A 21018-nucleotide genomic window follows, 5' to 3' on the forward strand; every position below is an offset into this window, starting at 1 on the left:
CAAGCACTATGTCCAGACTTCGAATCGATCTCGTTGTGTTCCTCGCCGGTCTCGTCGCCGTGTGCTGGATCGCCGCCGGCTACGCCGGCACGAACACGCCCGCGCTCGCCGTCACCGTGCTGATCGGCGCCTTCTACGTGGGCGGCGCGCTCGAACTGCATCGCTACCGCAAGGCCACGGCGACGCTCGCTCAGGCCGTCAGCGGCCTCGCGAAACCGCCGGCCACCCTCGGCGGCTGGCTCGACACGCTGCATCCGAGTCTGCGCAGCGCCGTGCGCGCACGCGTCGAAGGCGAGCGCGCCGCGCTGCCCGGCCCGTCGCTGACGCCCTATCTGGTCGGCATGCTGGTGCTGCTCGGCATGCTCGGCACGCTGCTCGGCATGGTGAACACGCTGCGCGGCACCGGCGCGGCGCTCGACGGCGCCACCGATCTCGACGCCATCCGCGCCGCGCTGTCCGCGCCGATCCGCGGCCTCGGCTTCGCATTCGGCACCTCGATCGCGGGCGTGGCCAGCTCGGCCATGCTCGGCCTGCTTTCCGCGCTGTGCCGCCGCGAACGCATCGAAGCCGCCCAGCGCCTCGACGCGCAGGTCGCGACCGCCTTGCGCCCGTTCTCGCACGCGCATCAGCGCGAAGCCAACTTCGCGCTGATGCAGCGCCAGGCCGAAGCGATGCCCGCGCTCGTCGAACGCCTCGAATCGATGATGCAGGCCATCGAACGCCAGGGCGCCGCCCAAGGCGAGCGTCAGCTCGCGAGCCAGCAGGCGTTCCTCGGCAGCGCCGAAGCCACTTACACGCGTCTCGCGGCCTCGGTTGGCGAAGCGCTCAAGTCGAGCGCGGCGGAAAGCGCGCGCGCCGCGGGCCAGGCGTTCGCACCGGTCGTGGAAGCGACGATGGCCGGCCTCGCGCGCGAAAGCGCCGCGCTGCACGGCACGCTCACGCAGGCGGTCGAGCGCCAGCTCGACGGGCTCACGGCGGGCTTCGAAGCCAACACCGCGCGCGTCGCCGGCATCTGGACGGACGCGCTCGCCGAACAACGCCGCTCGGGCGAAGCGCTCGCGCGCGATCTGCACGACGCGCTCGAACGTTTCAACGCGAGCTTCGAGGCGCGTTCCGCGAGCCTGCTGCAAGACGTGGCGACGCGCCACGCCAGCGCGAACGCCGAAGTCTCGCAGGCCTGGCACGATGCGCTTGCGCGTCAGGAGCGCGCGGGCGAAAAGCTCGCGGGCGACAACCAGCAGGCGCTCACGCAGGCGGCGGCGACCTTCGAACAGCACGCGTCGGCGCTGCTGCGCGCGGTCAACGAAGCGCACGCCGACCTGCAAACGCAACTGGTCGCGCGCGACGAAACGCGTCTCGCGGCGTGGACCGACACGCTCGGCGCGATGGGCGCGACGCTGCGCGACGAATGGCAAACGGCCAGCGCGCAGGCGACGCAGCATCAGCAGGCGATCTGCTCGACGCTCGAACAGACCGCGAACGCGATCGCCGCGCAAACGGGCACGCACGCGAGCGGCGCGATCGCCGAAATCGCGCGCGCGGCCGAGTCGGCTTCCGCTGCGTGGCAGGCCGCGAGCACGCAGGCGGCGGAAAAACAGCAAGCCGTGTACGACGCGCTCGCGAAGACCGCGGGCGATATCGCCGCGCACGCCGAAGCGCATACGAACAGCACGATCGCCGAAATCACGCGTACGGCGCAGGCCGCGTCGCAAGCGTGGCAAACGGCAAGCACGCAAGCGGCTGAGCGTCAGCAATTCATTTGCGATGCGCTCGCGAAAACCGCGAACGATATCGCCACGCAAACCGAAGCGCATGCGAGCGGCACGATTGCGGAAATCGCGCGCGCTGCCGAAGCGAATGCAAACGCGTGGCAAGCCGCGAGCACGCAAGCGGCCGAACGTCAGCAATTCATTTGCGATGCGCTCGCGAAAACCGCGAACGATATCGCCACGCAAACCGAAGCGCATGCGAGCGGCACGATTGCTGAAATCGCGCGCGCTGCCGAAGCGAATGCAAACGCATGGCAAGCTGCGAGCACGCAAGCCGCCGAGCGTCAGCAATTCATTTGCGATGCGCTTGCAAAAACCGCAAACGATATCGCCACGCAAACCGAATCGCACGCAAGCGGCACGATTGCGGAAATCGCACGCGCTGCCGAAGCGAACGCAAACGCATGGCAAGCTGCGAGCACGCAAGCCGCCGAGCGTCAGCAATTCATTTGCGATGCGCTTGCTAAAACGGCAAACGATATCGCCACGCAAACCGAATCGCACGCAAGCGGCACGATTGCGGAAATCGCGCGCGCTGCCGAAGCGAACGCAAACGCATGGCAAGCTGCGAGCACGCAAGCCGCCGAGCGTCAGCAATTCATTTGCGACGCATTGGCGAAAACCGCAAACGATATCGCCACGCAAACCGAATCGCACGCAAGCGGCACACTCGCCGAAATCGCGCGCCTCGTCGATGCGAACGCCGCCGCCTGGGAGCGCGCCAGCACGCACGCCACGGAACGCCAGCAGGCAATCTGCGACGCGCTCGCGCAAACCGCGACCGATATCGCCACGCAAACCGAAGCGCACGCCAACGGCACCATCGCCGAAATCTCGCGCCTCGTCGAAGCCGCCTCGGAAGCGCCGCGCGTGGCCGCCGAAGTCGTCGCCGAACTGCGCCAGAAGCTCTCCGAGAGCATGGTTCAGGACACCGCGATGCTCGAAGAGCGCGGCCGTCTGCTCGCCACCGTCACCACGCTGCTCGACGCCGTGAATCACGCGAGCACCGAGCAGCGCACGGCGATCGACGCGCTCGTGCAGACCTCGTCGGGTCTCATGGAACGCGTGGGCGCGCGCTTCGATCAGCAGGTCGAGACCGGCGCGCAGACGCTCGAAGGCGCGGCCGCCCAGGTGACGGGCAGCGCCGTCGAAATGGCGAGCCTCGGCGATGCATTCGGCCAGGCCGTGCAGCACTTCGGCGAGTCGAACGACAAGCTGATGACGCAGTTGCAGCGTATTGAAACCGCGCTCGACAAGTCGCTCGCGCGCAGCGACGACCAGCTCGCCTACTACGTCGCGCAGGCGAAGGAAGTGATCGATCTGAGCCTGCTGTCGCAGAAGCAGATCGTCGAGAACCTGCAACGCCTGAGCATTCAGGCGGGAGCTGAAGCCGCATGAACGACGAGATCGACGGCGGCGCGGAGCCGACCGCGCCGGTCTGGGCCGCATTCGGCGACCTGATGGCGGCGCTGCTGGGCGCGTTCGTGCTGATCCTCGTCGGCGTGATCGGCATGCAGCTCGAAGCGTCGTCGAAGCTCGCGAGCGAGGTCAAGCAGCGGCAGATCGAAACGCAGCGCCGCAAGACGCTCGAACAGGCGCTCGCCGGGCCGCTCGCGGCCGGACGCGTGACGCTCGTGAACGGGCGCATCGGCATCAGCGGCAATGTGCTGTTCGCGCTGAACTCCGATCAATTGCAGCCCGAGGGCCGCGAGTTGCTCAAGAGTCTCGCGGGGCCGCTCGCCGCGTATCTGCACGACCGCGACCAGATCCTGATGGTCAGCGGTTTCGCCGACGACCAGCAGGTGCACGCGGGCAATCGCCGTTTCGCGGACAACTGGGAGCTGTCCGCCGAGCGCGCCTTGACGGTGACGCGCGCGTTCATCGACGCGGGCGTGCCTGCGCGTTCGGTATTCGCGGCGGCGTTCGGTTCCGAGCAGCCCGTCAGTTCGAACGCCGACGAAAGCGGCCGCGCGAAGAACCGTCGTGTGGAAATCGCGGCCGTGCCGCGTCCGGCCTCGGCTGCGCCCGCGGCGAATGCTCATGAATGACGATACGCCGGTTGCGGCATCAACCTCGGTGTCCGCGCGCGCGACGCTCGATGCGTGGCGCGAGCAAGGCGCGGATCGGCTCGACACCGTGCGCTATGCGCTGATCGACACGCTGGAGCAACGCGCGAGCGCGCATGACGGCGCGGCGCGTCACGTGCTCGACGCGCGCATCGATACGCTGATCGCCGATTACGCGGCGAGAATCGAGCAAGCGGCGGCGACGCATGCCGCGTGCGCTGAGGATGAGGTGTCCGCCAAAGACGATCCGCAGCGCGCATTCGCGACGCTCGCGGCGGACGCCTCGCGCGACGCCCGCAACGGACCACCCGCCGATCTGCTCGACTACTTCCGCGACGTCTGGTCGAAACTCAGCGCCGACCAGCAGGTTCAGCAGTCGCTCGATCAGGTGCCGAAAAACGCCGGCCCGCTGAATTCGAGCAGCCTCGTGCACCGCGCGCTGCTGCTGATGCGCGAACTCTCGCCGGGCTATCTGCGCCAGTTCCTCGCGTATGCCGACGCGCTGTCGTGGATCGAGGATCTCAACGGCGGCCACGCGCCGGTGGCGAAGGAAGCGCCGCGCGCGAGCGCCGCGAAGAAGACCACGCGCAGCCGCGCGAAGTAAAAGCGAAGCGGGCGGCCGACGCACGGCCCGCTTCGTCGGGGAACACGCTATCCGCGCATTTCTGCGCAGTTCTGTGCATTCCCCCCGCTCTAAAGTGTCCGGCCACGCACGACGCGTCGCATCGCGTTCCCGTGGCATGATCCAGGCGTTCTCCCAGTTTCCGTCCCGGGTACGTCACGCTTCTGGAGCGCGCAACCATGTCCCGTTTCACGCCGAGCACTCCCGCCTCGTCTGCGTCGTCGCTTTCCGTTCGATCCCGCCTCACACGCCGCGCCCTGAGCCCCGTCGCCGCGCTCGCGGCCGCCGCCACGCTCGCCTGCACGGCCTTCGCGCTCTCGCCGCTCGCCGAAGCCTGCACGCGCGCGCTCTACGTTGGCGACAGCGGCCTCGTCATCACGGGCCGCACGATGGACTGGTCCGAGGACATGCGCTCGAATCTCTGGGTGTTCCCGGCAGGCATCGAACGCACCGGCGAAGCGGGCCCGAAATCGCCGCACTGGCGCTCGAAATACGGCAGCGTGATCGTCTCGGGTTACGACATCGGCAGCGTGGACGGCATGAACGAACGCGGCCTCGTGGCCAACGCGCTCTATCTCGCGGAGACTGATTACGGCAAGCCGGACTCAGGGCGCCCGCCGATGGCGATCAGCCTGTGGGCGCAATACGTGCTCGACCGCTACGCCACCGTGAGCGAGGCCGTCGACGCGCTCGGCAAGGAGCCGTTCCAGATCATCGCGCCGCCGCTGCCCGGCGGCAAACCGGTTTCGATCCACCTCTCGCTCTCCGACGCGAGCGGCGACTCGGCGATCCTCGAATATCTCGACGGCAAGCTCATGATTCATCACGGCAAACCCTACAAGATCATGACGAACTCGCCGATCTACAGCGAACAGCTCGCGCTCGACACTTACTGGAAGAGCGTCGGCGGCCTGAGCTTCCTGCCCGGCACGAACCGCGCCGCCGACCGTTTCGTGCGCGCCTCGTTCCTGCTCGACGCGATTCCCAAGAGCCCCGATCCGAATTACATGGCGGGCGTGCCGCAGCAGAACGGCGCGTTTCAGCAGGTGGCGAGCGTGATGAGCGTGATGCGTTCGGTGAGCGTGCCGCTCGGCATCCGCACGCCCGAGACGCCCAATCTTTCCTCGACGATCTGGCGCACGGTGGCCGATCAGACCGATCTCGTCTATTACTTCGATTCGGCCACGCGCCCCGACACGTTCTGGGTCTCGCTGCGCAAACTCGATCTCAAGCCCGGCGCGCCGGTCCTGAAACTGACGATCGATTCCGGCCAGATGTTCTCGGGCGAGACCGCCGACAAATTCGTCGCTACGCCTTCGTTCACGTTCATGCCGGCGCCGCCGCCCTGATTCGAGTCGATCACGGCAACGCCAAATAATTCGGCATCCATACTATTGATTTGACATGCCGCGTCAATGCGGCGACGCGGCCGCCGGATGCGGCACGTAAGTCACATCGCGCAGGCTGCGCGCGTACTGTTTGGGCGCCATGCCCGACCAGCGCCGGAACGCACGAATAAAGGCTTTTTCCGACGCATAGCCCACGCTGGTCGCGATCTCGATGAGCCGTCGCCGCGAGTCTCGCAGCGCGCCGCTCGCCACATACATGCGATACGCGGTCAGATGGCCGATGGGCGTTTCCTCGACCAGTTCGACGAAGCGCGCGCTGAAGCGCGATCGCGACATGCCCGCCGTGGCCGCCAGCGATTCGACCGTCCAGTCGCGCTCCGGATGCCGATGCAGTTGCGCGATCGCGCGGCCGATCTGCGGGTCCATCAGACCGCGCAGCCAGCCGGTATGGCTGATCGCCGACGCCAGATGCGCGCGCAGCAACTGCACGAGCAGCACATCCGCGAGACGCGCGGCCGCGACGGCCCACCCCGGCTGGCAAGCCATCGATTCGCGGATGAACGACATCAGCGTGTCGGCGAGCCAGGAGCCGACCGCCGCGTCGTGCTTGCGCACGTGGATCAGCGGCGGCAGCACCGAAAAGAGCGGATTGCGCACGGCCTCGCGATAGAACACGATGCCCGTGTAGAGATCGCAGACCGCGCCGCCGCCGCCCGCGTTCAGGCGCAGCGGCGTGTCGAAACTCGGCCGGATACCGGCACGCGCGACGAGGTCGTCGAACCGCTCGGGCGCGACGCCCGCCGCCGAGGCCAGCACGTGCGCGTGCCCATGCGGCAGCAGCACGAAGTCACCCGGCTCCACGCGCAGCGGCGCCATGCCCTCCACGCTGATGATGTAGGGCTCGCCGAAGCCGGTGCGAAACACGGCGCCCTCCACCGCGGGTTTGTCGAACGCCCACGGCGCAGTGAGCGAGAAATGGCCGGTTACCACCGCGTCGGCGCGCAGGTCGGCCAGCGCGCCGCTCAACAGGTCAGTCGCCATTTGTCTCTCCGAAAAACTTGTTTTTGCGCGGCGCGGCCATTGCGCCGCGCCGCGTGTTTGCTTCGGCGTGCACCGCGTCAGAAGCGCTGCTGAATGCCCATCATCGCGCCGAACTGGTTCGCGCCCGTCGTGACCGTGCCGGCGGCCGCCACCGCATTCGCCGCGAGCGCGCTGTTCAGCATGTACCCGAGCGAAGCATAAAGCGTCGTGCGCTTGGAGATGAAATAATTCGCGCGCGCGACCAGCAACGTCGAGCTCGACTGCTCGCGCAGAATGTAACGCAGCGCCTGGGCGTCGAACGCGACGGTCGGCGTCAGGTAGTAGTTTGCGCCCAGAAAAAAGAGGTCGGATTGCGCGTGCGTCGCCGCCGCCGTGTTGCGACGGATCCAGCCGCCGCCGATCTTGCCGGAGCCGAATTTTACATAGCCGTCGACGATCACGCGCTTGTCGGTATCCGCGCTGCTCACGAGCGGCGCCGACGCGCCGGGTCCGCCGTACATCACGTCGTACGATGCCGCCGCGCCGCCCCACGCGCTGTCGTAGGCGAGCATCATCGTGTACTGGCGGCAGGCGACGGCGTCGCCGGCCAGCTGGCCTCCGCAGTTGGTCGCCGAGGGACCGGCCGGGCCCGCCGCGTCGCGCCCGAAGCTGTAGGTGCCGCCAACCGTCACGCCGTGGAATTTGCCGAGATAGCCCACGGCGTTGTCGCTGCGCGCGTTCGGCAGATAGCTGTCGAAGCTCGCCATCGAATGGATCGACGGGCCGATCACGTCGGCGTTGAGCAGCACGTACATCGACATGTTCATCTGGCGGCCGAGCGTCAGCGTGCCGTAGTCGCTGCTGATGCCGAGGTTCGCCTGCCGTCCGAACAGGCGGCCGCCGTAATTGAGCGCACCGCTATTGGCCGCGAAACCGTTCTCGAGCACGAAGAACGCCTTGTAGCCGCCGCCGAGATCTTCCTGGCCGCGCAGACCGAAGCGCGACGGCACCTCGCCCGTGAGCGTCGGCATGCCGACGAACGAGCCGCCTTTCGCCGCGTTGTTATAGAACTCGATGCCCGTATCGACGATACCGTACAGCGAAACGCTGCTTTGCCCCCATGCGAGCGCCGACGCGCTCGCCAGGCACGCTGCTGCAACCCTTTTCTTCATGCCGATCTCCAAACCGATTAATTAGTGATACTTATGTATTGTGGAAATGCCGGACCGTGGAGCGTTCCCGGCTTGCTACGTGCGAGAGAATCAGTTTGTGTTGCTATTGTTGTTGCCCGGTGCCGGAAACCGTTGCGCTTTGCGCGGCGTATCGCCCGTGCACGTATTCCCTCCCCAGAAGTCGCCTTGAATCGCGCTTCAAAAGCCTGCGGCGATGTGTGAAATTCTTGGGGTGGACAAAATCACCGGCAATGGCGTGAAGGCTCAAAAAAGTTGCCGATCGTCTCTTTTAATTGAGCGCGATGGAATGGGATGTCGGTTTACAGGTTTTCCCTTAAACCCTTTTATGGTGCGGATTCCAGACTTTTAGCGCAGACGAATGCACCGTAATAGTGATTCATCCGCGATTGACCGTTTCATATATGGAATAGAAACGGGATTGTAGACGCCATAGCACAGTTAGCGGCGAATCAATCGACAATCAAGTGAATGCACAAAAAGCGATGCGCAAAAAAAATCCCGCCGGTTCCTTGCGGAAACGGCGGGTAAAGCGGAAAGGCGGGGGACCTTCCCGGGACCAATCGTGCTGAACGCACGCTTCAGCTCAAACGTTCATCACGAAACTCAACATGAGGCTCGTCACAAGCGTCATCGCGCAGTTTCAGTGCGCGCGGCGTAGCGCCGTACGCAATTGCAGACCAAAGGCGCGCGTCAGTCGCTCGTGTGCGATGCGATCGAGTTCACTACGCATTACCGCCATGCCCACGCCGGCTATCGACAACAGATCGTCCACACTGTCGACCAGCCAGCGCATCACATCGCGGTCGAACGCTGCACCGAGCGACTCGGCACGCACCCGCCGCGCGACGCTCGTGCGAGCCGGCCGTCTCGAACCGTGCCGCTCCGGCCGACGGCTCAGCAGCAGATCGGTGGCCGCAATGAGCTTGCTGTTCTGCTCCACGTCGCGCACCATGCCCGCATAGACGAGCCGTTCACCGAGACTCGCGATCAACTCACGCAGCGGCGAATTGCGCAGCGCCCACACGTTGCCCTGCAACGCGAAGCGCACACCCGGCAACTCGAGCAGCCGCGCAATCAGCGGCGTCCATGACAGATCGCCCGCGTCGAGCAGCAGATCGACATCGGCCGTCACCAGCAGGCCGTCTTCGCCGACCTTGAACGCTTCGCGTGCGAGCTTGCGCTGCGGCGGCGCGAACTGTCCGTGCCACGGATCGGGCAATACCCTCACCGCGCGCTCGCCGATGCATTCCCCACGCAGACGCTCGTTGAACGAGAGCAGCGTCGCGTCCATCGCTTCGATCGCCTCGATCGCGTTCTGGCCGAGATGCGGCGACGCGCTGCCATTCAGTTCGCCCGCCACGAAGTCGTCGCTGTTGTAGAGAAACACGAAGCGACGCGTGCGCGCGAAACGCTCGCCGCGTTCGTCGAGGCGAATGGCGAGCGCATCGAGATAATCGTCGGCGCCCAGCAGCACGAGATCGGCCGGCTGATTCGAGCGCGCATCGGGCAACACATCTTCGGCGGCGTCGAGCAAGGCTTGCGCCGTGTCGTCGCCGAGCACACGGGTATTCGCGCCGTCGAAATTCAGACGCGACGCCACGAAGCGCACATCGGTCCACGTCGGCGCAATGCGGCGCGCGAGTTCGCTGCACGCGAAGTCCTCGCGCGTCACGATGAAAACAGGCCGACGCGATCGCTCGCGCACCGCGGAAATCGCACTGGCGAGCACATTGAGGCGAAAGCCTCGCGCAACGGGTTCGACAAAAATGACAGGCGCGGTGTCGGCCATGCGGGAACTCAAGCCGCCTGCGCGATGCCGGGCAGCGTCGCGAGATACTCGCCGAATTCGCCGGCCACTTCCGGATGCCGCAGCGCGAATTCCACGGTCGCCTTGAGATAGCCGATCTTGCTGCCGCAATCGAAACGCGTGCCGCGATACTTGTAGGCCAGCACCTGTTCGTCCGCGAGCAGCGCCTCGATCGCGTCGGTGAGCTGCAACTCGCCGCCCGCGCCGGGCTTGAGCGCACGCAGATGCGAGAACACGCGCGGCTTGAGCACATAGCGGCCCACCACGCCGAGATTCGTCGGCGCCACTTCCGGCGCGGGCTTTTCGACGATGCCCGAAATCTTGATGATCGACTCGCCCCATTCGCGGCCATCGACAATGCCGTACGACTTCGTATCCTCCGGCGGAATCTCCTCCACGCCGATCACCGAGCTGTGATAGTGATCGAACACGTCGATCATCTGCCTCATCACGGGCGGCTGCCCGTAAAGCAGATCGTCGGCGAGCATGACGGCGAACGGATTGTCGCCCACGAGTTTTTCCGCGCACAGCACTGCATGACCCAGACCCAGCGCTTCGGGCTGGCGCACGTAAAAGCAGTCCACGTGACTCGGTTTGATGCTGCGAACGAGTTCGAGCAGTTTCGCCTTGCCGCGCGCTTCGAGTTCCGCCTCGACTTCATACGACTTGTCGAAGTGATCCTCGATCGCGCGCTTGCTGCGCCCCGTCACGAAGATCATCTCCGTGATGCCCGCGGCCATCGCTTCTTCCACGGCGTACTGGATCAGCGGCTTGTCGACGACCGGCAGCATCTCCTTGGGGCTGGCCTTCGTCGCGGGAAGAAAGCGGGTTCCGAGACCTGCAACTGGAAACACTGCCTTGGTGACCTTCAGCATGGGTAAGTTCGCGTTCGTAAGGTGGTTCGGCGCGAGCACGTCACTCGCGTTTCTGGCGGCTGTGCGAACAGACTAGGCGAGCGAACTTCCCTGCAACGGCACGCGGCGGAAAACGCCCCGGTTTTGGCTACTCACTCCACAAACGTCGCGCTTTTTGCGCATTCAAGACACGTTCTTCGCGATTCAATACGTGGTCCCTATGCGATGTCGAAAACGGAAAACATCCTGGCCGATCACGCCAGCTTGCTCCGGCGACACGCTCGCGCGCCAAAGATGCAGCAGGCCCGTGGCGATTGCGTCAACACATCGCCATCGATTCCCGAACCACATCGCTTGAATCATCCATCCAGAGCCATGAAAGTCACTATCGTTGGAACCGGGTACGTCGGGCTCGTGACCGGCGCCTGCCTTGCCGAACTCGGCAATCAGGTGCTCTGCCTCGACGTCGACGCCGGCAAGATCGACCTGCTGAACGGCGGCGCCGTTCCCATCTACGAACCGGGTCTCGCGGAGATCATCGCGCGCAATCGCGAAGCGGGACGTCTGCGTTTCTCGACCGATATCGCCGCTTCCGTGGCGCACGGCGACATCCAGTTCATCGCCGTGGGCACGCCGCCGGACGAAGACGGTTCCGCCGATCTGCAATACGTGCTCGAAGCCGCGCGCAACATCGGCCGCCATATGACGGCGTTCAAGGTCATCATCGACAAATCGACCGTGCCCGTCGGCACCGCCGACAAGGTGCGCGCCGTCGTGGCCGAAGAACTCGCGCTGCGCAGCGCACAAGCCGAATTCGCGGTGATTTCGAACCCGGAGTTCCTCAAGGAAGGCGCGGCCGTGGAGGACTTCATGCGTCCCGACCGCATCGTGATCGGCTATGAGCCCGACGTGGCGGGTCTGCGCGCGAAGAGTCTCGTCGAGCAGCTTTACGCGCCGTTCAACCGCAACCATCAGCGCACGCTGCACATGGACGTGCGCTCGGCAGAATTCACCAAGTACGCCGCCAACGCCATGCTGGCCACGCGCATTTCGTTCGTCAACGAACTCGCGAATCTCGCCGATCGCGTCGGCGCCGATATCGAACAGGTGCGTCGCGGCATCGGCTCGGACCCGCGCATCGGCTACAGCTTTTTGTACGCCGGTTGCGGCTACGGCGGTTCGTGCTTTCCGAAAGACGTGCACGCGCTGATGCGGACCGCCAACGAATACGACATGCAGCTCGATGTGCTCGCCGCCGTCGAACGCGTGAACGAGCGCCAGAAAAGCGTGCTGTTCGACAAGATTCATCGTCACTTCGACGGCCAGCTCGCGCAGCGCCGTTTCGCGATCTGGGGCCTCGCCTTCAAGCCGAATACCGACGACATGCGCGCCGCGACGAGCCGCGTGCTGATCGCCGATCTGATTCGCGCGGGCGCCTCGGTGAACGTCTACGATCCGGTCGCACTCGACGAAGCGCGCCGCACGCTCGCCGAGGATCTCACGCCCGATGAGTTCGAACACGTGCGCTTCTGCCGCGAACGCGACGCCGCGCTTCAACACGCCGAGGCGCTCGTGATCCTGACCGAGTGGAAGGAATTCCGCAGCCCCGATTTCGAGCAGATGAACGCGGCGCTGAGTCAGCCGGTGGTCTTCGACGGCCGCAATCTCTACGAGCCGACGGTGATGCGTGCACACGGCTGGACCTACTACACGATCGGACGCGATACGGCCAGCACCGCTGCTTGAACGGGCGGCTTTAAGGCGGGACGACCGGCTGGTCGTCCCGCCTCTTTTTTTGTCCGCTGGATTGCCGGGTGAGGATGCCTGAAGCGACGCCTAATGTGACGCCTCAAGCGACGTTGCAAGCGCGATCAGCGGCAAGCGCCGCCGCTACCGCTCGACGTGCCGATGGTCGCGAGCGACGGCAGGCAGCCATAAGCGCCCGCGCCGCGCGCCATGCCCAGCGACGTGCCCGGCATGCCCACACCGCCCGAAAACGCGCCACCTGAAAGCGCCGCGCCCGCCATCGACGGCAACGTCGCCGCGCCGATTCCCGAAGCGCCAGGCAATCCGCTCATGGCCGAAGCGCCCGCCACGCCCGATACGCCCAGCGCGCCCGCAATCGCGCCCGTGCGCACCGAACTCGCGAGACGCGCCTGCGAAGCCACCGAAAGCGGATCCTGGCTCGCGGCAATGTCGCGCAAATAGTTGTCCGGCGAACTCTGCTCGATCATCGCCATATACGGATCGCTCGAATGATGTGCGCGCCGCTGGGCGCGCTGCGTGGTCGTTTGCAGACGCGACTTCGTGAGCGGCGAAGCAAAAGTATCGCCGATCATTTGCGCGTGCGCGCTCGGTGCGCCGGACAGCGTCAGTGCAGTCGTGATCGCGATCGCGATCGTCGATACAAGAAGAAGGCTCCGGCCGGAATCAATGGAAGTCATGTCGTACCCGAAAAATCCGGCTGTCCGCGCTCGGACGCATCGGCCGGTCGATGATGAGTGTGCAACGTGCGAAAAGTGCTCGGCGTCTCGCCGAAGTGCCTGCGGAACAGCTTGGCCAGCGCGCCGCCGCTGCCGACGCCACAACGCCGTGCGATCGTGTCGATGGGCAGCACGGTATCGGCAAGCAATCGGCACGCCATATGCAGGCGCACGTAAAGCAGGTAATCGGAAGGGGTCAGGCCGAATTCGGCCTTGAAACGGCGCAGGAAATTACGCTCGCTCATCGTCACGAATTGCGCGGCCTCGTCGATGCTCACCGGTCGATGGCAGTTCTCCTTGAACCAGCGCGCCGACGCGCGCATCTTCGCGCTCGTGCTGATCGTGCCGATCGTAGAGAATGCGCCGACTGCACCGCGCGCCGCATTGGCAGCCACGGCGTCGAACGAGTGTGCGGCCTCCGCGCCCAACGCCTGCTCGACGATCTCATGCAAGGCGTCCGGCAGCGGCGCGGCGATGTCCTGAAAGCTCGGCAACGTCCCGCTCGCCGACAAACCGTGCGCCGCGGCCCACCGATGACCGGCCGCATCGAGCAGCCGTTGTCCGTCGCCTGGCGCGATCACGTGTTCCGCGAGCGCCGCGGCCCGGCGCAACCAGCCGATCAGCGTCTCGTCGCGCAGGGCATCGTCCACGCCGGGACCATCGGCCACGAACAGCGCGTGAAAGCGCGCCTGCGCACGCGTGGTCAGCATGCTCTCGGTCCACACATAGACCGACGACGACGCCGCGATGCGCCCGCCCAGCGTCGACAGCAGCGCAACGTTAAAGCGCGTGGGCTCGGACACCTGCGCTCCGGCGAGCTCGTTCGCACGCTGGAGCGCCTCCACGATGCGCGCGACGCGCGGCAGCGCGAAACCGTCGAACAAGGCAATACCGATGGTTTTCACGGTGTCGTCCTGGCGCATGCGCGCGTCCGCGTCCGTGTGGCGCGCGCGGCGTCAGCCTTGCGCCTGATAACGATAGCCGTAACCGTAGCCATAGCGCGTGGCGCGGAAGCCGTTGAACACCTGCCCCGTCACGCGGATGCCCGACTGATTGAGGCGCTTCATGGTCTCGGCGAGCTGATGGCGGCTGGTCGTATCCGCGCGCGAGACGACGAAGGTCGCGTCGCAGACCTGGGCGAGCGTTACCGCGTCGCTGACCGGCAGCACCGGCGGCGAGTCGACGATCACGTAATCGTAGCGCGTGGCCGCTTCCTTGAGCATGGCCGCGAATGCCGGACGCTCGAGCAGTTCGCCCGGATTCGGCGGCAACGCGCTGCCAGCGGGCAGCAGATCGAGGCCGTCGAAACCGGTCTGCACGAGCGCATCTTCGAGTTGTGCGTCGCCGGCGAGCACGTTCGCGAGCCCCTTGTACGACGTATTGGCGCTGAAGTAACGCCGCGCCCCGGCACGCCGCAAGTCGGCATCGACGATCAGCACGCGCAGGCCCTTGAGCGCGAGCACATAAGCGAAATTGAGCGCCACGAAGGTCTTGCCGACGCCTTCGGTCGGCCCCGTGAAGAGGATCGAACCACCTTCCTTGCCGAGCAGCGAGAAGCGCAGTGTCGTGCGCAGCGAACGCAACGCCTCGACGCTGGGGTCGCCCGGGCTGCTGCTCGCGAGCAGCGCGACGGGCTGAGCGGACTGGCGTTTGTTGCCGCGTCGTTGGCCTCTGGCCGCCTGCGATTCGGCCGTGCTGGCAGGCACCACGGCGAAGATCGGCGCCTGGCCCACGCGCTCGACATCAAGCGGATCGCGCAGCGTGTCGCGCAACGCGGCCAGCGCCTGAACCACGAGGAAGGCCAGAAATACGCCGCCAAACACGCCGCCCGCGAGCACGATGGGCGTCTTCGGCCACGCCGCCGAATCCGGCCGCGCCGCGAAGTCGATCACCGAAACATTGCCGGTGGTGCCCGCCTCGGCCACTTCAAGCTGCTGCGCGTTCGCCACAAGCGCCGTATAAAGCTGCGTGTCCACCGCCACGTCGCGCGCGAGACGCAGATAATCCTGCTGCGTCGAAGGCAGCGCCTGCACCTGTTTTTCGACATCGCGCAGCGCGCCGTCAAGGACCGAGTCCTGCGCTTCGAGCGTTTTCACGGCCGGATGACCGGGGCGGAACTGTTCGCGCGTGGCCTGCAGATTCAGGTCGATCAGCGTCTTCTGCTTGGTCAGGTCGACTGCGCGCGTGAGCAGCGCCTCGGTCTGTTCCTCGATGTCGATCGTCTTGGTGCGGATGCGATAAGCGTTGAGCCGGTCCTCCGACTGCGCCAGTTCCTCGCGAAACGCGGGCAGCTTGCGGTTGAGAAACTCGAGGCTCAGACGCGACTGCTCCGCGCGATGCTTGATGTTGAGCGCCACGTAAGCGCGCGCGACCGCGTTCGCAAACGCCGCGGCAAGACCCGGTTCGCTGTTCTTCACCGAAAGCGCGATCATCGACGAACCCTTGGTCGTCTCCTGCACCGTCATGCGCTTGCGCATCACGTCGATGGTGTCGTCGAGCGACGACTCGACGAGCGTGAACGACGCGCCGGGCCGGCCGTGCAATTCGCGGATCTCGATGAAACCGGGCGCTGGACCGAAATCAGTGGGCGCCTCGAAGGCCACGCGCTGATTCAGCGCGCCGCGCGCGAGCAGGTTGCCGTCGCGATCTTCGAGCGTCCAGCGCCCTCCGCCCTGCGCACGCACGCGAAATTTCTTGCCGTACAGCACGCGCGGCGCATCGAACGCACTCAGCACGAGACGTTCGCCGCCCCACGCGAAGCCGGTGAGACCGAGCGGCGCGTCGGCGATGCCGTCGGGCGGCGTGTAATAGCGGCCATACAGACGACCGAGCAGCGGCACGCGATTCGCGACCTTCACGGTCGTCCGCGCCTGCGTCGCATCGATCGCCGGTTCGAGCACGGCGCGCGAGGTGAGAATATCCAGTTCGCCGTCGATCGGTTTGTTCAGGCTCAGCGCGCTGGCCACGTCGGAGAGCGCGCCGAGCGCGGAGCCCTGCTGCTCGTCGACCTGAATCAGCGCGTCGGCCTTATAGACCGGCGCGGCCACCAGCAGATACAGCACGGCAAGCGCAACAACGCCTGCGGTAATGCCGTAAAACAAACGGCGGTGGCTGAGCACGTTTTGCCAGAGCATCAACAGGCTGACGTCATCGTCGGACCGGTCTTGCGCCGCGGCATTGGCCAGCATGGTGGGCAGTGTCGATTCGGACTTCATGTGGGGTTCCCGCGTCAAAGGGAAAGTTGCTGATTCAGCGCGGGCAGCCAGCTCCACGCGCTGAGTTCGATGAGGTCGAGCGTCGCGTCGAAGCGCGCCGCATCGCCGCCAACCGGATCGTCGATTTCGCGGTCGAGCCAGTGCCCGAGCGTCCAGAGCTTGCGCGCCGCCACCGGGTACCGGCGGATGATCTCCAGCCGCTGCGAACGCTCCATCGCGAAGGCCAGATCGGCCCATTCGAGCATCGGCTGGGACAATCGCAGCGCGTTGGCTTCGTCTGGCAAACCGTAGCCGCGCGACGAGAGCGCCGCGCGCGCGAGCGGATGCGCGGGCGCGCCGCTCATCGCCTCCACGCCCGCCGAATGAATCTGCGCGTCATACACGTCGGCCAGCACGTGACGAAACACACTCTCGGCCATCGGGCTGCGGCAGACATTCGCGTGACAGATCAGCAGCAGCTTGAGCGGCGGCTTCGTCATTTGAACGCCTCGGTGCCCAGATAGAGCGAGCTGGCGAACGGCAGGATCTGCGAGACCACGCGATAAAAACGCGTCACGTGCGCGGCGTCGACGAACACCACGTCGCGCGGCTGGAGTTCGAAGCGGTCGCCGAGCACGAGCATGCCGGGCGACGCCGTGTCGAGTTGAAAGACGTCGACGGTCCGTCCCGGCCCCTGGCGGAACACATAGACCTGCGAGGCATTCGCCGAGATGCCGTTCAGACCGCCCGCATCGGAAAGCGCCTCGGACAGCGAAAACGGCCCCACCGGCATGATCTGCGAAACAGGCTTGTTCACTTCGCCGAGCACGAAGACTTTCTTCAGGCGGCGTTCCGGCAGATTGATGACGTCGCCGTCTTCAAGCATGACGTTCTGTGAAACGTCGCCGTCGTAGAAGAACGCGTAGAGATCGAGCGGATACACCTTGCCGCCGCGATTGAGCGTGGCCGCCGACAGATCGGCGCCCTGGCTGTAACCGCCCGCGCCCGAGATCGCATCCGAGACGCTTTCGGGAACGTCCGTAAGCGAGATCGTGCCCGGCGTATGCACCGCGCCCGACACATAGATCTTCTGGCTGCGATACGACGCGATCGACACATCCACCTGCGGATTCGACACCGCCTTGTCGAGACGCTTGAAAATGTCCTGGCGAATTTGATCGACCGTCAAACCCGCCACCTTCACACGACCGATATACGGGTAATAAATCGTGCCGTCGGTTTGCACGACGCGGCCATTCGGATCGAGATTGCCGCCTGACGTCGCGGCGGGCATGCCCGTGCTCTGCGTTGCGCCCACGGAGACGATCGACGTCGTGAGCGCCGAAAAACCCGGGTTATTCAGCTCGGGATGATCCCAGACGATCACGCGCAACACGTCGCCGCTGCGCACGCGATACGCCGAGGGCACCACGCGCGGCAGTGCGGATGGCGCAAACGGTGCAGCCGCCGCCGCCAGTTGCGCGATCATTTCCCCATTCAACGCGTGCAGCCGGAACGTGATGCCGTTCTGCACGATCTCCGCGGGCGCGGACTGACCGTCCGCCTGCGTCGTCGTGTCTTCGCGCGGCGCCACGCCCATATACGGACCGGGCGCGAGCACGCAGCCGCCGAGCGCCAGCGTGGCCGCCCAGGCGACGCCCTTTCGCAACAGGCCCGCTTTGAATGTTTCATTCGGACGCGCCGATATTTGATTCGGAATACCAGGAATCATGCTTTGCTTACTCGTTTGAGCATCCATCTCTTCGCGCTCCGATGCAGCCGCGAGCGCCCCCATTTAGTCCTGCATTGGTCCAGCCACGATCATGAGCGGCGAACCGGTGGACACGGCGTTCCGCCGGCCGCCGCCTTCCTTCTTCAGTACACGTCTGCGTGCGCGAGGCGCGCGGCGGCTGCGTCTTTCGGCGCGATCACCGGTTCGCCCTCGAAACCCCACGCGATGTCGAGTTCGGGATCGTTCCAGAGCAACGTGCGTTCGTGCTCGGGATACCAGTAATCGGTGGTCTTGTAGAGAAACTCGGCGCGCTCGGAGAGCACGACGAACCCATGCGCGAAACCCGGCGGCACCCAGAATTGCAGACGATTCGCGGCGGACAGATGCACCCCGGTCCAGCGCCCGAACGTGGGCGACGCGCGGCGCAGATCGACCGCCACGTCGAACACCTCGCCCACCACCACGCGCACGAGCTTGCCCTGCGGACGCACCACCTGATAATGCAAACCGCGCAGCACGTTGCGCGACGACACCGAATGGTTGTCCTGCACGAAGCGCAGACCGCCGGCCACCTGCTCCTCGAATTCGCGCTGATTGAAGCTCTCGAAGAACAGGCCGCGCGCGTCGCCGAACGCGGCGGGCTCGATGATCTTCACGTCGGCGATCGCCGCGGATCTCACGTTGATCGTCATGACGTGACCGCTCCCACGAGCGACTTCAGATACACGCCGTACGCAGTCTTGCGCAGCGGCTCGGCGAGCCGTTCGAGTTGTTCCGCGTCGATCCAGCCCTGCCGGTAAGCGATTTCCTCGGGGCTCGACACGAGCAGCGCCTGACGCTGCTGCACGGTGGCGATGAACATGCCCGCATCGATCAGCGACTGATGCGTGCCGGTATCGAACCATGCAAAACCACGGCTCAACGTTTCGAGTTGCAGATCGCCGCGCTCCAGATAATGACGATTGACGTCCGTGATTTCGAGTTCGCCGCGTGCCGAAGGCGCAATGCCCGCAGCGATTTCGCAAACGTCGCGATCGTAGAAATACAAACCCGTCACCGCGTAATTCGAGCGCGGCACTTCCGGCTTTTCCTCGATCGATACGACCTTGCCCGATGCGTCGAATTCGACCACGCCATAGCGCTGCGGATCGTGAACGTGATAGCCGAAAACCGTTGCGCCGCTCTCGCGTGCATCCGCCGCGCGCAGATGCGCGGTAAGATCCGCGCCGTAAAAAATGTTGTCGCCGAGAATCAGCGCCGAGGGATGATCATCGATAAACTCGCGCCCGATCACGAAGGCCTGCGCGAGACCGTCCGGCGAAGGCTGCACTGCATAGCGGATGCTCACGCCCCACTGGCTGCCGTCGCCGAGCATCGCGCGAAAACGCGGCGTGTCGTCGGGCGTGGAGATCAGCAGAATGTCGTCGATGCCCGCCATCATCAGCGTCGAGAGCGAGTAGTAGATCATCGGCTTGTCGTACACGGGCAGCATCTGCTTGGAGACGACACGCGTGATCGGATAAAGCCGCGTGCCGGAACCACCGGCGAGGACGATACCTTTACGCTTCGTTTTCATCGCCTATGCCCGTTCCAGTTCGTTGCTGAAATACGCCTGCCGATAGGCGCCGGAGAGAATCGCGTCGACCCACGCTTCGTTGTCCACGTACCACTTCACCGTGCGCGCGAGACCGGTGTCGAAGGTTTCCTTCGGCTGCCAGCCGAGTTCGCGTTCGAGCTTCGTTGCGTCGACCGCATAGCGGCGGTCGTGGCCTTTACGGTCGGTCACGTAGGCAATCTGCTCGCGATAGCTGCCGCTCGCGCGCGGACGCAGCGTGTCGAGCAACGCGCAGATGCGATTCACCACGTCGACGTTCGTGTGCTCGTTGCGCCCGCCCACGTTGTAGGTCTCGCCCGGCGTGCCGCGTTCGAGCACCGTGCGAATCGCATCGCAGTGGTCGCCCACGTAGAGCCAGTCGCGCACGTTGAGGCCGTCGCCGTACACCGGCAGCGCCTCGCCGTGCAACGCGCGCTGGATCATCAGCGGAATCAGCTTCTCGGGAAACTGGTGCGGACCGTAATTGTTCGAGCAATTCGTGGTGAGCGTGGGCAGACCGAAGGTGTGATGCCACGCGCGCACCAGATGATCCGAGCCCGCTTTCGAAGCCGCATAAGGACTGTTCGGCGCGTGCGGCGTGGTCTCGGTGAAGGCGGGATCGTGCGGTGCGAGCGTGCCGTAGACCTCGTCGGTCGAGACGTGCAGGAAACGGAATGCGTCGCGCTGTGCGACGGGCAGCGCGATCCAGTACGCGCGCACCGCTTCGAGCAGCGTGGCCGTGCCGACCACATTGGTCGCCACGAAATCGTCGGGGCGATCGATCGAGCGATCCACATGACTTTCGGCCGCGAAATGCAGCACCGCGCGCGGACGATGCTGGTGCAGCACGGCGTCGAGCGTGGCGCGGTCGCCGATATCGGCCTGCACGAAATGGTGGCGCGGATCGCCATCGAGCGGACGCAGCGTGGCGTAATTGCCCGCGTAAGTGAGCTTGTCGAGATTGACGACGGGCTCGTCGTTGCGCGCCAGCCAGTCGATGACGAAATTGGCTCCGATGAAGCCGGCGCCGCCGGTCACAAGGATCATGTTGAGCACTCGTTGAGTTAGGAAAGAGGCCGCGAAGATGGCCCGAAGCGCCACGCTCGCGCAAGCCGGTCGGCCATGACGCAGTGCACGAAAAGCGAAGCCAGCGGATCGCTATGTTAGGTGCACTGATCGCGCCGATTCGGTCATATCGTTGGCGCGTTCCGACAACGTCCGGCGTTGTACGCCATTGAAAGAATGCACACGTTTGTCGCCGCCCATCGCGGATCGAACGTGCAATTTCCGCATGCACGCGTGCCGCATCGACTTTGTCCGAATCGATGAATACGG

Annotated in this window: 17 protein-coding genes; 5 read left to right on the top strand and 12 right to left on the bottom strand. The window is 65.3% G+C overall.

Features of this window, described 5'->3' with window-relative positions:
* The first annotated feature begins 8 nt into the window (after positions 1-8).
* The 4 genes from G5S35_RS32395 to G5S35_RS32410 all read left to right on the top strand — a co-directional run bounded on the left by G5S35_RS32395 (position 9) and on the right by G5S35_RS32410 (position 5806).
* Complete coding sequence (locus G5S35_RS32395) at positions 9-3167, top strand: DUF802 domain-containing protein (RefSeq protein ID WP_183040510.1); 3159 nt, start codon at positions 9-11, stop codon at positions 3165-3167.
* Positions 3164-3817: an OmpA family protein gene (locus tag G5S35_RS32400; RefSeq protein WP_183040511.1), complete on the top strand. Its 654-nt coding sequence runs from the start codon at positions 3164-3166 to the stop codon at positions 3815-3817. The genes G5S35_RS32395 and G5S35_RS32400 overlap by 4 nt, the downstream gene beginning before the upstream one ends.
* The gene (locus G5S35_RS32405; protein ID WP_183040512.1) at positions 3810-4439 is read left to right on the top strand and encodes a DUF2894 domain-containing protein; all 630 of its coding nucleotides are present in this window, start codon (positions 3810-3812) and stop codon (positions 4437-4439) included. The genes G5S35_RS32400 and G5S35_RS32405 overlap by 8 nt, the downstream gene beginning before the upstream one ends.
* Before the next feature lie 197 nt (positions 4440-4636).
* Positions 4637-5806, top strand: coding sequence for a linear amide C-N hydrolase (locus G5S35_RS32410; RefSeq protein ID WP_183040513.1), 1170 nt, complete (start codon positions 4637-4639; stop codon positions 5804-5806).
* Between the two features lie 63 nt (positions 5807-5869).
* On the opposite strand, the gene G5S35_RS32415 is transcribed toward G5S35_RS32410, so the two are convergent.
* From G5S35_RS32415 to galU, 4 genes are all read right to left on the bottom strand, one after another.
* Positions 5870-6847: an AraC family transcriptional regulator gene (locus G5S35_RS32415; RefSeq protein WP_065057889.1), complete on the bottom strand. Its 978-nt coding sequence runs from the start codon at positions 6845-6847 to the stop codon at positions 5870-5872.
* A 77-nt stretch (positions 6848-6924) separates the two neighbouring features.
* Positions 6925-7998 (bottom strand): porin, encoded by a 1074-nt coding sequence (locus tag G5S35_RS32420; RefSeq protein WP_065057888.1) that lies wholly within the window; start codon positions 7996-7998, stop codon positions 6925-6927.
* A 661-nt stretch (positions 7999-8659) separates the two neighbouring features.
* Complete coding sequence (locus tag G5S35_RS32425; RefSeq protein ID WP_183040514.1) at positions 8660-9808, bottom strand: hypothetical protein; 1149 nt, start codon at positions 9806-9808, stop codon at positions 8660-8662.
* An 8-nt stretch (positions 9809-9816) separates the two neighbouring features.
* A complete protein-coding gene (galU, locus tag G5S35_RS32430) occupies positions 9817-10701 on the bottom strand; it encodes a UTP--glucose-1-phosphate uridylyltransferase GalU (RefSeq protein ID WP_074986513.1) in 885 nt (294 codons plus the stop codon).
* 354 nt (positions 10702-11055) lie between these two features.
* Between galU and G5S35_RS32435 the strand changes: the two genes are divergently transcribed.
* Positions 11056-12426 carry a UDP-glucose dehydrogenase family protein gene (locus G5S35_RS32435; RefSeq protein WP_074986515.1) on the top strand — a complete coding sequence of 457 codons (1371 nt, stop codon included), beginning with the start codon at positions 11056-11058 and terminating at the stop codon, positions 12424-12426.
* Positions 12427-12551: 125 nt separating this feature from the next.
* On the opposite strand, the gene G5S35_RS32440 is transcribed toward G5S35_RS32435, so the two are convergent.
* The 8 genes from G5S35_RS32440 to rfbB form a co-directional block, all read right to left on the bottom strand.
* Positions 12552-13019, bottom strand: a complete 468-nt coding sequence (locus tag G5S35_RS32440) for a hypothetical protein (protein ID WP_183040515.1) — start codon at positions 13017-13019, stop codon at positions 12552-12554.
* A 101-nt stretch (positions 13020-13120) separates the two neighbouring features.
* Entirely contained in the window at positions 13121-14086 is a 966-nt protein-coding gene (locus tag G5S35_RS32445; protein ID WP_183040516.1) for a helix-turn-helix domain-containing protein, read from the bottom strand.
* A gap of 33 nt (positions 14087-14119) precedes the next feature.
* The gene (locus tag G5S35_RS32450; protein WP_065057882.1) at positions 14120-16378 is read right to left on the bottom strand and encodes a polysaccharide biosynthesis tyrosine autokinase; all 2259 of its coding nucleotides are present in this window, start codon (positions 16376-16378) and stop codon (positions 14120-14122) included.
* Positions 16379-16392: 14 nt separating this feature from the next.
* Positions 16393-16857: an arsenate reductase/protein-tyrosine-phosphatase family protein gene (locus G5S35_RS32455; RefSeq protein ID WP_065057881.1), complete on the bottom strand. Its 465-nt coding sequence runs from the start codon at positions 16855-16857 to the stop codon at positions 16393-16395.
* Complete coding sequence (locus G5S35_RS32460) at positions 16854-18026, bottom strand: polysaccharide biosynthesis/export family protein (protein WP_183040517.1); 1173 nt, start codon at positions 18024-18026, stop codon at positions 16854-16856. Before G5S35_RS32460 ends, G5S35_RS32455 begins: the two co-directional genes overlap by 4 nt.
* Before the next feature lie 206 nt (positions 18027-18232).
* Positions 18233-18781, bottom strand: coding sequence for a dTDP-4-dehydrorhamnose 3,5-epimerase (gene rfbC, locus G5S35_RS32465; RefSeq protein ID WP_110326456.1), 549 nt, complete (start codon positions 18779-18781; stop codon positions 18233-18235).
* Complete coding sequence (gene rfbA / locus G5S35_RS32470) at positions 18778-19665, bottom strand: glucose-1-phosphate thymidylyltransferase RfbA (protein WP_065057879.1); 888 nt, start codon at positions 19663-19665, stop codon at positions 18778-18780. The genes rfbC and rfbA overlap by 4 nt, the downstream gene beginning before the upstream one ends.
* Before the next feature lie 3 nt (positions 19666-19668).
* A complete protein-coding gene (gene rfbB, locus G5S35_RS32475) occupies positions 19669-20730 on the bottom strand; it encodes a dTDP-glucose 4,6-dehydratase (protein ID WP_183040518.1) in 1062 nt (353 codons plus the stop codon).
* Between the last annotated feature and the right edge of the window lie 288 nt (positions 20731-21018).

Origin of the sequence: Paraburkholderia tropica (assembly GCF_014171495.1) — a bacterium.
GTDB classification, from domain to species: Bacteria; Pseudomonadota; Gammaproteobacteria; order Burkholderiales; family Burkholderiaceae; genus Paraburkholderia; species Paraburkholderia tropica.